The 14,534-nt window shown below is 39.6% G+C and carries 8 protein-coding genes; all 8 read left to right on the forward strand.

What is annotated here, in order from left to right; translation table 11 throughout:
* Positions 1-8: 8 nt before the first annotated feature.
* The 8 genes from MTN97_RS05040 (at position 9) to MTN97_RS05075 (ending at position 14,524) form a co-directional block, all read left to right on the forward strand.
* On the forward strand, positions 9-1,004 hold the full coding sequence (locus MTN97_RS05040) for a WD40/YVTN/BNR-like repeat-containing protein (protein ID WP_248473824.1): 996 nt from the start codon (positions 9-11) through the stop codon (positions 1,002-1,004).
* Positions 1,004-3,325, forward strand: coding sequence for an efflux RND transporter permease subunit (locus MTN97_RS05045; protein ID WP_248473825.1), 2,322 nt, complete (start codon positions 1,004-1,006; stop codon positions 3,323-3,325). Before MTN97_RS05040 ends, MTN97_RS05045 begins: the two co-directional genes overlap by 1 nt.
* 210 nt (positions 3,326-3,535) lie before the next feature.
* A complete protein-coding gene (locus tag MTN97_RS05050) occupies positions 3,536-8,377 on the forward strand; it encodes an NAD-glutamate dehydrogenase (protein WP_214552895.1) in 4,842 nt (1,613 codons plus the stop codon).
* A gap of 106 nt (positions 8,378-8,483) precedes the next feature.
* Entirely contained in the window at positions 8,484-9,494 is a 1,011-nt protein-coding gene (gene pyrD / locus MTN97_RS05055) for a quinone-dependent dihydroorotate dehydrogenase (protein ID WP_248473826.1), read from the forward strand.
* A gap of 130 nt (positions 9,495-9,624) precedes the next feature.
* Positions 9,625-10,155: a cell division protein ZapC gene (locus MTN97_RS05060; protein ID WP_054201007.1), complete on the forward strand. Its 531-nt coding sequence runs from the start codon at positions 9,625-9,627 to the stop codon at positions 10,153-10,155.
* A 90-nt stretch (positions 10,156-10,245) separates the two neighbouring features.
* Positions 10,246-12,363: a bifunctional 23S rRNA (guanine(2069)-N(7))-methyltransferase RlmK/23S rRNA (guanine(2445)-N(2))-methyltransferase RlmL gene (gene rlmKL, locus MTN97_RS05065; RefSeq protein ID WP_010390144.1), complete on the forward strand. Its 2,118-nt coding sequence runs from the start codon at positions 10,246-10,248 to the stop codon at positions 12,361-12,363.
* A complete protein-coding gene (locus tag MTN97_RS05070; protein ID WP_008112065.1) occupies positions 12,356-12,595 on the forward strand; it encodes a glutaredoxin family protein in 240 nt (79 codons plus the stop codon). Before rlmKL ends, MTN97_RS05070 begins: the two co-directional genes overlap by 8 nt.
* Before the next feature lie 15 nt (positions 12,596-12,610).
* Complete coding sequence (locus MTN97_RS05075; RefSeq protein ID WP_193049182.1) at positions 12,611-14,524, forward strand: ABC transporter ATP-binding protein; 1,914 nt, start codon at positions 12,611-12,613, stop codon at positions 14,522-14,524.
* The last annotated feature ends 10 nt before the right edge of the window (positions 14,525-14,534 follow it).

Genomic DNA, 14,534 nt, shown 5'->3' on the forward strand with positions numbered 1-14,534 from the left:
TTTAATTTATGAAGTATTTGGTTTATGCCAGCCTGATCCTAAGCGGTGCGAGTTTTGCACAAGACGCACCTTTAAGTGCGATTAGCGCGATTAATGCAGATAAAACACTCCTTACCGATATCACACAAACCTCAGCAGGGCTCATTGCTGTGGGTAAACACGGTACGGTTATTAAAAGTGTTGATGGTAACAATTGGCAACAAGCACAATCAGTGCCTACACAAGTATTACTAACGGCGGTTGAATTTACTAATGATTCTTACGGCTGGGCATGTGGACATGACGCCACAATTATAAATACCACCGACGGTGGTGAAAACTGGCAGTTACAACAAGCAAAGCCCTCACTTGATAAACCCTGTTTAGATATTTATTTTAAAGACGATTTACATGGTTATGCCGTGGGCGCCTACGGTATGTTTTATCAAACCAGTGATGGCGGCGAACATTGGCAAAAACGGTTTTTAGATTCACTGTTATTTAGTGAAGATAGAGCGTACTTAAACGATTTAAAAGAAACCGATCCCGAAGGGTATGAAATAGAAACTTCGTCTATTTTGCCACATTTTAACCGCATAGAACCGACTAGCACGGGTTTAATGCTAGTGGGAGAGATGGGCTTAATGGCAAAAAGTGATGACGATGGCCAAACTTGGCAACGGATAGATGAAATTTACCCTGGCTCGTTTTTTGGTTTTGCTTCTGATTCATCGCAACAAATCGTCGCGGGGCTACGCGGTAATATTTTCGTAAATAATACCGACAGTGGACAATGGCAGCATTTAGAAAATGACAAAACCGCCACTATTAATAGCATTATCAACTACAACAATAAACAATGGCTATTACTGGCTAATAGCGGTGTTATTTTTCATCTAAAAGATGATGAGCTGTCATACGAGCAATTGGCTGATGGTAAAGCAATACTTGATGGTGTAATTGTTAAAGATAGACTTATTATGGCGACAGAAAATGGCATTAAAGTGAAGGAGTTGACCCCTTAATGCAAGCAATTTTAGATTTCTTAGAAAAAGCGATTTTTAGGCACCGCACAGTAGTACTCATAAGTTTTGTGCTAATTACCTGTTTGTTGGTTTTTAAAGCAACACAGATTCAACTTGATGCGTCATTTAATAAAAATATCCCGCTCAATCATGAATACATGAAGGTATACACTAAACATGAGAAACAGTTTGGTGGTGCAAATAGTATTTTAATTTCCGTATGTGACGAAAGCGGAGATATCTTCAATCCTGAATTTTTTACTCAATTAAAAGCAGTGCACGATCAGCTTTATTTTATTCCTGGGGTAAATCGTCCTTTAGTAAATTCTATCTTTTCACCCAGTGCCCGTTTTGTTGAAGTTGTTGAAGACGGCTTTGCTGGGGGCCCTATCATTCCAGCTAACTTTAAAGCAGACAAGCAAGGGTTAGGCGTTGTAAAAGAAAACATTGAAAAGGCAAAAGTAGTGGGTCGTATGATAGCAAGCGATTATTCGTGTGCCATGGTCACCGCCCAACTGTTAGAGACTGATCCGCAAACACAAGAAAAATTAGACACCCTCGCGTTTGCAAAAAAATTAGAAACCGAGATTCGTGAACCTCTAAGTACTTATAATATCAGTATTCATATTATCGGTTTTGCAAAAATGGCTGGCGATATCGCTGAAGGCGCAAAAGGGGTTGTTTTATTTTTTGCCATCGCGATTGCGTTTACATTCGTCATGGTATGGCTGTTTTGTGGCAGCTTGAAACTCACTATTTTACCAATTGTGTGTTCTATTATTGCCGTTATTTGGCAGTTAGGCTTATTGTCTAGTTTAGGCTTTGGCCTTGATCCTATGTCAATTTTAGTTCCTTTTTTAGTCTTTGCAATTGGTGTAAGCCACGGTGTGCAGATGATCAACGCCATTGGTAAAAAAGTCACTGAGGGCAAAACCACCGCCGTGTGTTGTCAATCTAGCTTTAGAGCTTTGCTGGTGCCAGGTGGGATTGCGTTGTTATCAGATACGGTTGGCTTTTTAACACTTTTAACTATAGATATCGGCATCATTCGTGAACTAGCTATTACAGCAAGTTTAGGGGTGGCCGTTATTATATTTACTAACCTTATTTTATTGCCTGTATGGGCATCGTATATGCGTTTTGAAAACAGCATCCATATTCAATCGGGTGATGCCAACAAACCTAATATACTCGATGCAATGCGCGATTTATTAGTTAAAGCAACTGACCCTAAAACAGCAAAAGTGATCATAGGTTTAACCTTGGTTTTATTTGCATTAGGGTATTGGCAAGCGGATAAAATGCGTATTGGTGATTTACACGCAGGTGCGCCATCGTTGCACCAAGATGCACGTTACAACCAAGATACCTTTTTAATATCGGACAAATACACCATTTCGTCTGACATTTTGAAAGTGATTGTGGAAGCATACCCTGCGGCCTGTACAGAGCATGATGTAATGGAACGTATATCGCGTTTTCAATATAAAGTTGAAAACTTAGCGGGCGTGCAGTCAGCGGTGAGCTTAAGTTCAGTGGCACAATCAGTTAATGCCGGTTACAACGAGGGCAATTTAAAGTGGCAAAGTTTGCCGCGCAATTCTGCCAGCTTAGTGCAATCAACGTCACGTGTAGAAACCAGTACAGGGTTATTAAACGGTGATTGTTCGGTAATGCCGGTGATTATATTTTTAGACGATCACAAAGCACAAACAATTGATAACGTGATTGCAAAAGTTAAACAATTTGCCGATGAAGAGGGTACAGATAAACTTGCCTTTAAATTGGCATCTGGGCCAGTTGGTGTTATGGCTGCAACGAATGAGTCTGTTTCAGCAGCGCAAATACCCATGATGCTCTATGTTTACGGTGCGGTTATTATTTTATGCTTACTTAGTTTTAAGAGTGTAAAAGCTACCATTGCGGTGGTATTACCCTTGTACATAGTATCAACATTGGCACAAGCACTGATGGTGCAGCTTGAGATTGGTCTGACTGTTTCAACGTTACCAGTGATTGCTCTGGGTGTAGGTATTGGTGTTGATTACGGTATTTATATTTTGTCATCGATGATGGGGCAGTTAAAACAAAACGTACCATTGAGTATTGCTTATCGTAATGCATTAGTTGAACGTGGTAGTGCGGTGTTATTTACCGGTATTACATTAGCGATTGGTGTAAGTACGTGGATTTTTTCTGATTTGAAGTTCCAAGTTGATATGGGAATTCTGCTTACCTTCATGTTTTTAGTAAATATGCTGGGCGCAGTGTTACTTTTACCTGCAATTGGCAGCTTGCTCTGGACTGACCAGAAAAAATAAGGTGAATAAATTTGCTCCAAAATGGCCAGTAATGGCCATTTATATCTATATTTTGTGAATAGATGACCAAATAGCTGAAATGCTTAAAATGTTTTCATCGAAAAGGCTGTTTATTAGTTTCAAAAGGGTTAGAATTTAACTGACTCCACGCTAATAAATGGCTGTACAAATACTCTGCTAAACTAGCAGTGATAGATTAAGGAACATACAATGACACGAAATGAAGGCCAAGCCTCGGTTATTTTAGATAACGTCTGTAAGCTTATCCAGAAAAAAGTTCGCGCTGATAATGTGTTACTCGTTGAGAAATTCGCCAAAGCCTTGTACAGCAATATGTCTAAAGAGGATTTGGCAAATCGCAACGACAGTGACTTATATGGTGCTGCACTTAGCCTTTGGAATTCGCTAGAAAAAAATACATCAGATGACGCAGTTATTCGCGTTTTCAACCCTGAAGTGGCAAAAGATGGCTGGCAGTCATCGCATACCATTGTAGAGATCATTGCTAAAGATATGCCATTTTTAGTTGACTCTGTGCGTATGGCCATGACACGAGAAAACATTGCCTCTCACTTACTTCTACATAGCCCACTGAAAATTCAACGTGATAAAAACGATAAAATATCAGGGTTATCAAGCTTAAAAGCAGAGCAAGAATCAACATCAACAAAAACAGTATTCTTCATAGAAATTGACCGTCAAACAGATGCTACTGTTATTGAGTCTTTCAAAAAAGAACTTGAATCTGTATTAGTTGATGTATCGGTTGCAGTTGAAGATTGGCAGCCTATTCGCGAAAAACTAATCGCAGTTAGCAAAAGCTTGCCTAAAAGCCACAAAGATAAAAATGATAACGAAATAAATGAAACCGTTGAGTTTTTAGATTGGCTGGTAAAAGACAACTTTACATTAATGGGTTACCGCCAATATGAGCTGTCGCCAGTTCAAGGTGATTATCAGTTAAAAGGTAAAATGGATACCAGCTTAGGGTTAATGAAAAACTCGGATGCTGAGCATACACGTTTGCTTTCTGAGTTACCTGAAGTGGCTCGTCAAGAAGCACGTAGTAGCAACTTATTAATATTAACGAAAACCAATTCATTATCTCGAGTTCATCGCCCAGCCTATATTGATTATGTGGGTGTTAAGCGTTTTGATGACAAAGGTAATGTGATTGGTGAAGACCGTTTTATAGGTTTATTCTCATCTAACTTTTATAACAACAGCGCTGCTGATGTCCCAGTTCTTAAAAGCAAGATTAATCGCATTATGGATATGTGTGATTTTGCTAAGGGTACACATGCATACAAAGCGGTATTAAATATCTTAGAAACCTATCCACGTGACGAATTAGTGCAAGCTCGCGAACATGAGCTACTTGAAGTTGCTATGGGCGTGTTACAAATTCAAGAACGCGATATGTGTCGTTTATTTGTTCGCAAAGATGCATACGGTCGCTTCCTATCTTGTATGGTGTATGTACCACGTGAACGTTATAACACGGCGCTGCGCCGCGAAACGCAGGCTATTTTAGCGAATGCATTTAATTCTGACGTTAAAGTCGAATTTACTACCTATTTCTCAGAGTCAACACTGGCGCGTACTCATTACACCGTTCGTGTGACCGATAACAATATTGAATATAACGTGAAAGACATAGAAAATAATCTAATTGAAGCCGCTCGTACCTGGGAAGATAAACTCCAATCAGCCTTGCTGGAATCTGCTGGTGAAGCCCGTGGCAACGAATTAAACCGTAAATACTGCAACGCTTTTGCACGTTCATACAAAGAAGAAGTATTACCAAGTGCCGCTGTTGTTGATATTGAAAAGCTAGAAATGCTAAACGATGACAACAAACTTGAGATGTTGTTTTATCGTCCACAAGAAGAGGCGAGCAGCAATATTGTTCGTTTAAGCTTATTCCACAAAGATGAGCCAATTCATTTATCAGATGTGATGCCAATGCTGGAAAACTTTGGTTTACGTGTTGTAGGTGAAACACCTTACTCAGTTAAAACCAGTGATGGTGGCATTAATTGGATCATGGACTTCTCAATGCTGATTGATAGCAAAGGGATGGCCGATTTTGATAAAATTTCCGCACGTTTTCGTGCCGCACTAACCAGTGTGTGGGCAAATCGTTTAGAAAACGATGGTTTTAACCGTTTAGTGTTAATGGGTGGGTTAACCGGTCGCGAAGCATCCATTTTACGTGCGTACGCTAAATACATGCGCCAAATTGGGGTTACTTTCTCGCAAACGTACATCGAAAGCACCTTTGCTAATTACCCACACATCGCGGCTAAAATCGTTAATTTATTTGCTAAAAAATTCTCAGTTAAAAGTCCTGCAAGTGCTAAAACGCTTGAAAAGCTAGGCTTAGAAATTTATGCAGAGTTAGAAAACGTAGCGAATCTTGATGATGACCGTATTATCCGTTTATACGTTGATATGATTGTTGCTACGCTGCGTACAAACTACTTCCAAAAAGATGCTGAAGGTAAGTTTAAGTCTTACATCTCACTTAAAATTCAGCCAAGTTTAATTCCAGAAGTACCACTGCCTGTTCCTGCGTTTGAGATTTTCGTTTACTCGCCGCGTGTTGAAGGTGTGCATTTACGCTTTGGTAAAGTTGCGCGTGGCGGCCTTCGTTGGTCAGACCGTCGTGAAGACTTCCGTACTGAAGTTTTGGGCTTGGTAAAAGCGCAGCAGGTTAAAAATACCGTAATTGTACCGGTTGGCTCAAAAGGTGGCTTTGTATGTAAACAACTACCTAGTGAGCGCGAAGCGTTTATCAAAGAAGGCCAAGAATGTTATAAAATCTTCATTCGTGGTTTATTAGACATCACAGATAATATTGAGCGCGGCGAAGTTGTACCTGCTGTTGATGTTACTCGTCATGATGAAGACGATGCATACCTAGTGGTTGCAGCAGACAAGGGAACTGCGACTTTCTCTGATATTGCCAACGGCATCGCAAACGAATATAACTTCTGGCTAGGTGATGCGTTTGCATCAGGTGGTTCAGTAGGTTATGACCATAAGAAGATGGGTATTACGGCTCGTGGTGCATGGGAGTCTGTTAAGCGTCATTTCCGTGAAATGGATATTAACTGTCAAACCACAGACTTTACTGCCGTTGCCATTGGTGACATGGCCGGTGACGTATTTGGTAACGGTATGCTGTTATCAAAGCACATTCGCTTGCAAGTGGCGTTTAACCACTTACATATTTTTGTGGATCCAAACCCCGATGCAGCTACTTCTTACCCAGAGCGCGAGCGTTTATTTAATTTGCCACGTTCATCATGGGAAGATTACAACAAAGAGTTAATTTCAAGCGGCGGTGGTGTGTTCTCTCGTGCAGCCAAGTCGATTACGCTAAGCCCAGAAATGAAAAAAATGTTGGGCACTAAAAAAGCGAGCATGACGCCTAATGAATTGATCAAAGCCTCACTTATGATGGAGTTTGATTTATTGTGGAATGGCGGTATTGGTACATACATTAAGCACTCTAAAGAAACAGATGCGGATGTAGGGGACCGTGCAAACGATGCACTGCGCATTAATGGTAAAGACCTTGGCGCTAAAGTCTTTGGCGAAGGCGGTAACTTAGGAGCAACCCAGTTAGGTCGTATTGAATTTGCTGCTAAAGGTGGCCGTGTAAATACTGATTTTATCGATAACGTAGGCGGTGTTGCGTGTTCAGATAACGAAGTAAACATTAAAATCTTACTTAATGGTTTAGTTGCCGAAGGTGATTTAACACGTAAGCAACGTGATGAGTTACTTTACTCAATGACCGACGAAGTATCTGAGTTAGTGCTTAAAGACTGTTATCGTCAAACACACACTTTATCGATTACCCAATCGAAAGGGACCTCAACGCTTAAAGAAAAAATTCGTTTTATTCATGCGCTTGAAAAAGAGGGCAAGTTAGACCGTGCGATTGAGTTTATTCCGACGGATGAGGAGTTAGCAGAGCGTGCTGCCGCAGGCAGAGATTTAACACGTCCTGAGCTTTCAGTGTTGGTCTCTTATGCGAAAATGGTTCTTAAAGAGTCATTAGTAACCGACGAAATTACCGAAAACCCGTACTATCGTCAGTTATTGGTTAAATCATTCCCACGTCCATTACGTGAGAAGTTTAACGATGCTATGAATAATCACCCACTACGCAAAGAGATCATTGCCACTAAGTTAGCAAATAATATTGTTAACGATATGGGCTTAAACTTTATGGTGCGTATGAATGAAGAAACAGGTGCAAACGAAGCTGAGATTGCATTATGTTATTCAATCGCAAGTGAAATATTCCAAATGCGTGAAACTTGGTTATCGATTAGTGATTTAGATAACAAGATACCGTCTAGCGTACAAACAGAAATGTTGTACCAGTTACGTCGTACTGTTCGTCGTGCAACTCGTTGGTTCTTACGTCACCGTACGAAAGCACAAACAATTGAGCAATCAATTGAAGCATTTGCACCTACGTTTGCCGATTTAAGTGAAAACTTAACTAAATACATTGTTAAAGCAGAAAGCGATCGTATAGAAAGTGCACGTGAAGAGCTAACGCAAAGCGGTGTTCCGGTTGAGATTGCTCAGCGTATTGTATCGTTATCAAGCTTGTTCTCTGTAATGGACTTGACACAAATTGCGCAAAACTCTAACCGTAAAATCGATATGGTATCGCACACTTACTTCAAACTTGGTGCGCAAATGGGGCTACATTGGTTCTTAGACCAAATTACTAATCAACCTGTTTCAAACCATTGGCAAGCACTTGCGCGTGCTTCATATCGTGAAGAGTTAGATTGGCAACAACGTACATTATCTGAAGTAGTGTTAAACAGCTTTGAAGGTGATAGTAGTGATGTTGATGGTCAAATTGAACAGTGGATGGATAGCCAAGATCTGTTGTTACAGCGCTGGAAACAAATGCTAACGGAATTTAAAACATCGCAAAGTCATGACTTTGCAAAATTCTCAGTTGCACTTAGAGAGCTTATGTTACTAAGCCACAACTGTGATACCTCTGCAAAGTAATAAACTGCAACTGATTAAAATTAATCGTTAAACAGTTTTTTGTTATATAATACCTCAGCCTTGTCTGAGGTATTTTTTTGTCTACAACTTTAAGAGGATTATATTCATGTTTTACGATTTAGCTCGCCGTTTTATGTTTACCCGTGATGCGGAGTGGGCCCATGATTTTGCTCTTAATAACTTACGTCGCTTTGCTAATACACCGTTAAGTGCCGCGTGGTCACAAAGCGTGGCAAATAAGCCTGTGAACTTTTTAGGCCTCGAATTTAAAAATCCCGTAGGGCTTGCCGCTGGTCTTGATAAAAATGCCGAGTGTATTGATGCATTCGCCCAAATGGGGTTTGGTTTTGTCGAAGTAGGCACAGTAACACCGCGTCCACAAGCAGGTAACGATAAGCCTCGTATGTTTAGATTGCCACAGTCGAATGCAATTATTAATCGCATGGGCTTTAATAATAAAGGCGTTGATAATCTAGTAAATAACGTAAAAGCAGCAAAGTATGATGGCATTTTAGGTATTAATATTGGTAAAAATAAAGATACACCAAATGAGCAGGGTAAAGATGATTACATTCACTGTATGCGTAAAGTGTTTGAGCATGCATCATACATCACTGTAAACATTTCATCACCCAATACCCCTGGCTTACGAGACCTGCAATATGGCGCAGCATTAGATGACTTATTACAAAGCTTGAAAAACGAACAGCTTGATTTAATTGCCAAGCATAATAAGCATGTGCCTATGTTGGTGAAAATTGCGCCAGACCTAGATCCAATTCAAATTGAACAAGTGAGCGAGTCACTGTTAAATAATAAAATTGATGGTGTTATAGCCACAAATACCACCTTAGAGCGTAGCTTAGTGCAAGGTCAGCAGTATGCTGATGAGGCAGGCGGTTTATCAGGAGCGCCAGTTAGGGAGCGTTCCACCCATGTTGTTTCTGAACTCAAGCGTTTAACAAACAATCAGTTACCTATTATTGGTGTGGGTGGTATTGATGATGCTAAATCAGCAAAAGAAAAATTTAATGCGGGTGCAGATTTAGTTCAAGTTTATACCGGTTTTATATACAAAGGACCGCAATTGGTCAAGTCGATCATTAACGACTTATAAGGATCAGTTATGTAAGCTTTTGATCGTTCGATAAATGTTCTAAAAAGACGTTTTAAAAATGGTCAAAAGCAGCTATACTCTAAGCTTATTGTCTTATTTTATTTTTTAAGTATTAAGTAGGGAGGAGCAAATGTTACAAGCGTCAAAGCAATGGCAGTGGATAGCGTGTGCTGAAAAAAACCGCTTACTGCTTGATTTAAATGACGATATGCAACTTTGTACACCTTATAAGCTTAGACAGCTCACCGATTGTGCTTTTGAAAACCCATACTTCAGCCTTGAAGATGCAGCCTTTTATGAGCAAGTTTATTATTACCTTGCGCAGTTTAATTTATGGAATCCTGCCCAGTTATGCCAAATAGCGCTCAATGCAACGGCAGTTAAATTTCAATTAAAACCAGTGTTGGCAAAAAGTTGGTTTTTTAAACCGTATACTGGTAGTACACCTAGTACTGAAGCGGTTATTAATTTAAGCTCAGAATCACAAACTGGCGAGTTTTTAATTATAGAGCATTGTCCAGATGCTTCTGTGTGCATTAATTTAAGTGAAACCTTTGCACTAGATGACAATCTATCACTTGCCCAGTTTGAAGTTATCCGCGTTTTAAACAACCGAGTTCACCCCTTAATTACCTCACAGTACGATAGCCAAACAGCTTAGCCTAATTTAGTCTTTGAGGCTTGTTTAAGGCGTATTTGTACGCAAACCTATGTTATAATCCCGCGCAATTAGCTATTAAGGGTTTTTACTTTGCAATTTATCGCACTTACTTCTATCGGAATCGAAAATTTATTGGTTGATGAACTTACAGAACTTGGCGCTACGGTGTCAAAGCAAACTGTGGGTTCTGTTCGCTTTGAGGCTGACTCATTGCTAGCGCAAAAAGTGTGTTTATCTACACGCTTTGCTACGCGTGTACTTATGCTTATTGAAGAAAAAGAAGGCGTAAATGACAAAGACAGCTTGTACAAATTTGCACGCTTACAACCTTGGCAAGAATGGTTTGGCCCAACACAAACTTTTGCTGTTGATTTTAATGGCACAAACGATTCACTTAAAAATACCCAGTTTTCTGGTTTAGTAATTAAAGATGCTATTGTTGATTACTTTAACGATTTATTTGAACAGCGACCAAATGTAGATAAGCAAGATGCCAATGTGCGAGTGGTTGCACGTTTAAATCGCCATGGTGTTTCACTTTATATTGATTACTCAGGGCCGCGTTTATCAGAGCGTGGTTACCGTCAAGGTCAAGGCAAAGCACCCATAAAAGAGCATTTAGCTGCGGCAATAATAAAACGTAGTGGCTGGCTCGAAAATGTCAATCAACCACTATTCGATCCATGTTGTGGTGCCGGCACTATTTTAATAGAAGCGGCTGGAATGGCACGTAATGAGGCGCCTGGATTATTCCGTGAAGGATTCGCGTTTGAGCGTTTACCTAGCTTTAGAGTGGCAAAATTCAAAGAACTTAAAGAGCAACTATTAGCGAATATTACTGATCCTAAATTATGGTTAATTGGCCATGATTACGATGCACAAGTACTTGATAAAGCGATTGCTAATGCGCAGCGTGCAGAGCTTGATACGGTGATTAAATTTAAGCAAAGCGATGCGACAAAACTGACGAGCGTTGCAAAATTGCCGGGTGTTGTTATTTCTAACTTACCTTATGGTGAGCGTATTGGTTCTATGGCTGAACTTGTAAACTTGCATCGTAGCTTAGGTGTTGGTTTTAAAAAGCACTTTAATCATTGGAAACTCGCTCTACTGGGCATGGATGAAAGCCTGTTTAAATTACTTAAATTAGTGAAGCAAAAACGCTATAAATTTAAAAATGGCCCCCTTGATGTTGAATTAAACCTGTATCAGCTTGATGACAAGCAAGTCAGCCTTACCTCTGATGACAAACCCGCTTTAAACTTCGAAGGCTCGATGGCATTTGCTAATCGCCTGAAAAAGAACAAGCAAGGTTTAAAAAATTGGCTTAAGCAAAATCAAGTCCATGCGTATCGTGTTTACGATGCAGATATTCCTGAATACAACGTTGCGGTTGATATTTATGGTGATTCAGCGGTTATTTTTGAATACGCAGCACCGAAAGAGATTGATGAAAAAACCTCTGAGAAGCGTTTACAAGATGTTATTAGCTTGACAGCACAACAACTTGATATTGCACCTGAAAACATTGCTGTAAAAGTACGTAAAAAGCAAAAAGGTGAAGAGCAATATACACCCATGGCTAAGCAAAATAGAACCATGGTAGTAGAAGAGTTTGGTGCTAAGTTTAAAGTTAATTTATTTGACTACTTAGACACGGGGCTATTTTTAGATCATCGCCTTGCACGTCGTTACATTCAAGAAAACGCAAAAGATAAGCGCTTTTTGAACCTGTTTGCATACACAGGAACCGCCTCAGTTCATGCAGCCATTGGTGGCGCAAAAGCGATTACTACCGTTGATTTATCTAAAACCTACTTAAAGTGGGGTCAAGATAACTTTGCGCTTAACGATATTAGCAATACACGTTATCGTTTTGAGCAAGCAGATTGTTTAAAATGGCTAGAGTATGCACAAGGGCAGTATGACCTGATCTTTTTAGATCCGCCTACTTTTTCAAATTCTAAACGAATGAAAGACGCGTTTGATGTGCAAAACGACCACATTAAGCTGTTAACTTGGGTTAAAAAAATATTGAGCCCATCGGGTACGCTAATATTCTCTAATAATAAACGCGGTTTTGTAATGGATGAAGTTGGCTTGATGGGGTTAGGGTTAAAAGCAGAAAATATTTCTGAAAAAACCTTATCTCCTGACTTTAAACGAAATAAAAAAATTCATAATAGCTGGTTAATTAAACATGGCTAAGTGGATTTTATATCACACCGACGGCTGCCACTTGTGCGAGCAAGCAGAGCAGCTGTTAAAACCGTTACTTTCATCAACCGATGAATTACAACTTATTGATATTATGAGCGATGACGCATTAATTTTAGAGTATCAAATAAGCATTCCGGTTTTAAAAAATCAACAAGGCCAACAATTATTTTGGCCTTTTACTGCACCTCAGGCGCAGCAGTTTTTAGCGCAAGCAGAATAAGAGTAAAGATTAACTATGGATTTAATTAGAATTTCAAAAGCACAATTAGCTTACGGTACACACCCATTACTTGATAATGCAGATGCAGTAATCGAAAGTGGCGAACGTGTTTGTATTGTAGGTCGCAATGGTGCAGGTAAATCAACGCTTTTAAAAGTACTCGACGGTCAAGTAATACTTGATGATGGCGAAATAAACCAAGTTGGTAGTTTAAAAATATCGCGTTTAGAGCAAGATCCACCTAAAGGGGCAAGTGGCACTGTATTTGATTATGTTGCCCAAGGTATGCCCGAAATTGCTAACTTACTTATTGACTTTCATCATGTAAGCACACAATTGCAAACAGATTGCACTGATCAACTATTAAATAAATTAGAGCGTTTATCTAATAAATTAGAGGCGGCAGATGGCTGGCGTTTTGATAGCCGAATTCAACTTGTACTTACTCAATTAGAGCTAACTCCTGATGCGAAACTTGAGTCGCTTTCTGGTGGTTGGTTACGTAAAGTTGCATTAGCGCGTGCTTTAGTGAGTGAGCCTGATTTATTACTGCTCGATGAGCCTACTAACCACTTGGATATGACAAGTGTAATGTGGTTAGAGCAATTCCTAAAAGAATTTAAAGGCGGTATTGTATTTATATCGCATGACCGTGCATTTATTCGAGCTGTTGCTACACGTATTTTAGATTTAGATCGCGGTAAACTAATTTCTTATCCTGGTGATTATGCCACTTACTTAGAACAAAAAGCGCATGATTTAAAAGTAGAAGAAACACAAAATGCATTGTTTGATAAACGCTTAGCGGAAGAAGAAGCATGGATCCGCCAAGGTGTTAAAGCTCGTCGAACCCGTAATGAAGGCCGTGTTCGTGAGCTCAAACAATTACGTAATGAACGTAAACAACGTGTGGAACAAGTAGGTAAAACTGATTTCAATATCGAAACAGCGGATCGTTCAGGTAAACTAGTATTTGAAGCTAAACACCTAAACCATGCATTTAAAGACAAAGTGATAGCTGATGATTTCTCTACCTTAGTGATGCGTGGCGATCGTATTGGTTTGGTGGGGCCTAATGGTATTGGTAAAACAACGCTATTAAAATTGTTGTTTGGTGATTTAAAAGCAGACAGTGGTGAAATAAAGCAAGGTGTTAACTTAGAGTTTGCATATTTCGATCAGTACCGTGAGAAGCTTGATGAAGAAGCGACCGTTCAAGATAACGTTGCTGAAGGTAAGCAAGAAGTGATGATGGGCGGACGCTCACGTCACGTGTTAGGCTATTTACAAGACTTTTTATTTCCGCCAGCACGTGCTCGTACACCGGTAAAAGCACTTTCAGGTGGTGAGAAAAACAGGTTGTTATTAGCCAAGTTATTTTTGAAACCTTCAAATATATTAGTGCTCGATGAGCCTACCAATGACTTAGATATAGAAACATTAGAGCTACTTGAAGATATTATTAACCAATATCAAGGTACTGTGCTTATAGTAAGTCACGACCGAGAGTTTATTGATAATACCTGTTCGAGTGTTTGGGCATTTGAAGGTAACGGCAAAGTTACTGATATAGTTGGTGGCTACAGTGATTATGAAGCGTATACCAACTATTTGGCGGAGCAGCACAAAGAGTTGCAAAAGCATCCAGTCAAAAAAGTTGAAAAAACAGAGCCAACGCCAGTTAAAAGCAATAACAAAGCAAATAAACTCTCTTACAAATTAAAACTTGAACTAGAGCAACTACCTAATAAAATGGAGCAACTTGAAGCTGAACTTGAAAAACAACAAGAACGAGTAAGTCATGAAGATTTTTTCAAGCAAGACAGTGATATAACAGCCAAGGAATTGAACCATTTAGCCCAACTTGAGTCTGACCTTGAAGCCGCTTTTGAGCGTTGGGAAGAACTTGAAGAATTAAAGAATCAGTAGTAAGGAATAA

This window comes from Pseudoalteromonas sp. 2CM36K, from assembly GCF_023161865.1.
Lineage (GTDB): Bacteria > Pseudomonadota > Gammaproteobacteria > Enterobacterales > Alteromonadaceae > Pseudoalteromonas > Pseudoalteromonas tetraodonis.

What these genes read in the sequence shown, in the direction of transcription:
- MTN97_RS05040 (WP_248473824.1), top strand. Translation starts at nt 9, where the DNA reads ATGAAGTATTTGGTTTATGCCAGCCTGATCCTAAGCGGTGCGAGTTTT.
- MTN97_RS05045 (WP_248473825.1), top strand. Translation starts at nt 1,004, where the DNA reads ATGCAAGCAATTTTAGATTTCTTAGAAAAAGCGATTTTTAGGCACCGC.
- MTN97_RS05050 (WP_214552895.1), top strand. Translation starts at nt 3,536, where the DNA reads ATGACACGAAATGAAGGCCAAGCCTCGGTTATTTTAGATAACGTCTGT.
- pyrD (WP_248473826.1), top strand. Translation starts at nt 8,484, where the DNA reads ATGTTTTACGATTTAGCTCGCCGTTTTATGTTTACCCGTGATGCGGAG.
- MTN97_RS05060 (WP_054201007.1), top strand. Translation starts at nt 9,625, where the DNA reads ATGTTACAAGCGTCAAAGCAATGGCAGTGGATAGCGTGTGCTGAAAAA.
- MTN97_RS05070 (WP_008112065.1), top strand. Translation starts at nt 12,356, where the DNA reads ATGGCTAAGTGGATTTTATATCACACCGACGGCTGCCACTTGTGCGAG.
- MTN97_RS05075 (WP_193049182.1), top strand. Translation starts at nt 12,611, where the DNA reads ATGGATTTAATTAGAATTTCAAAAGCACAATTAGCTTACGGTACACAC.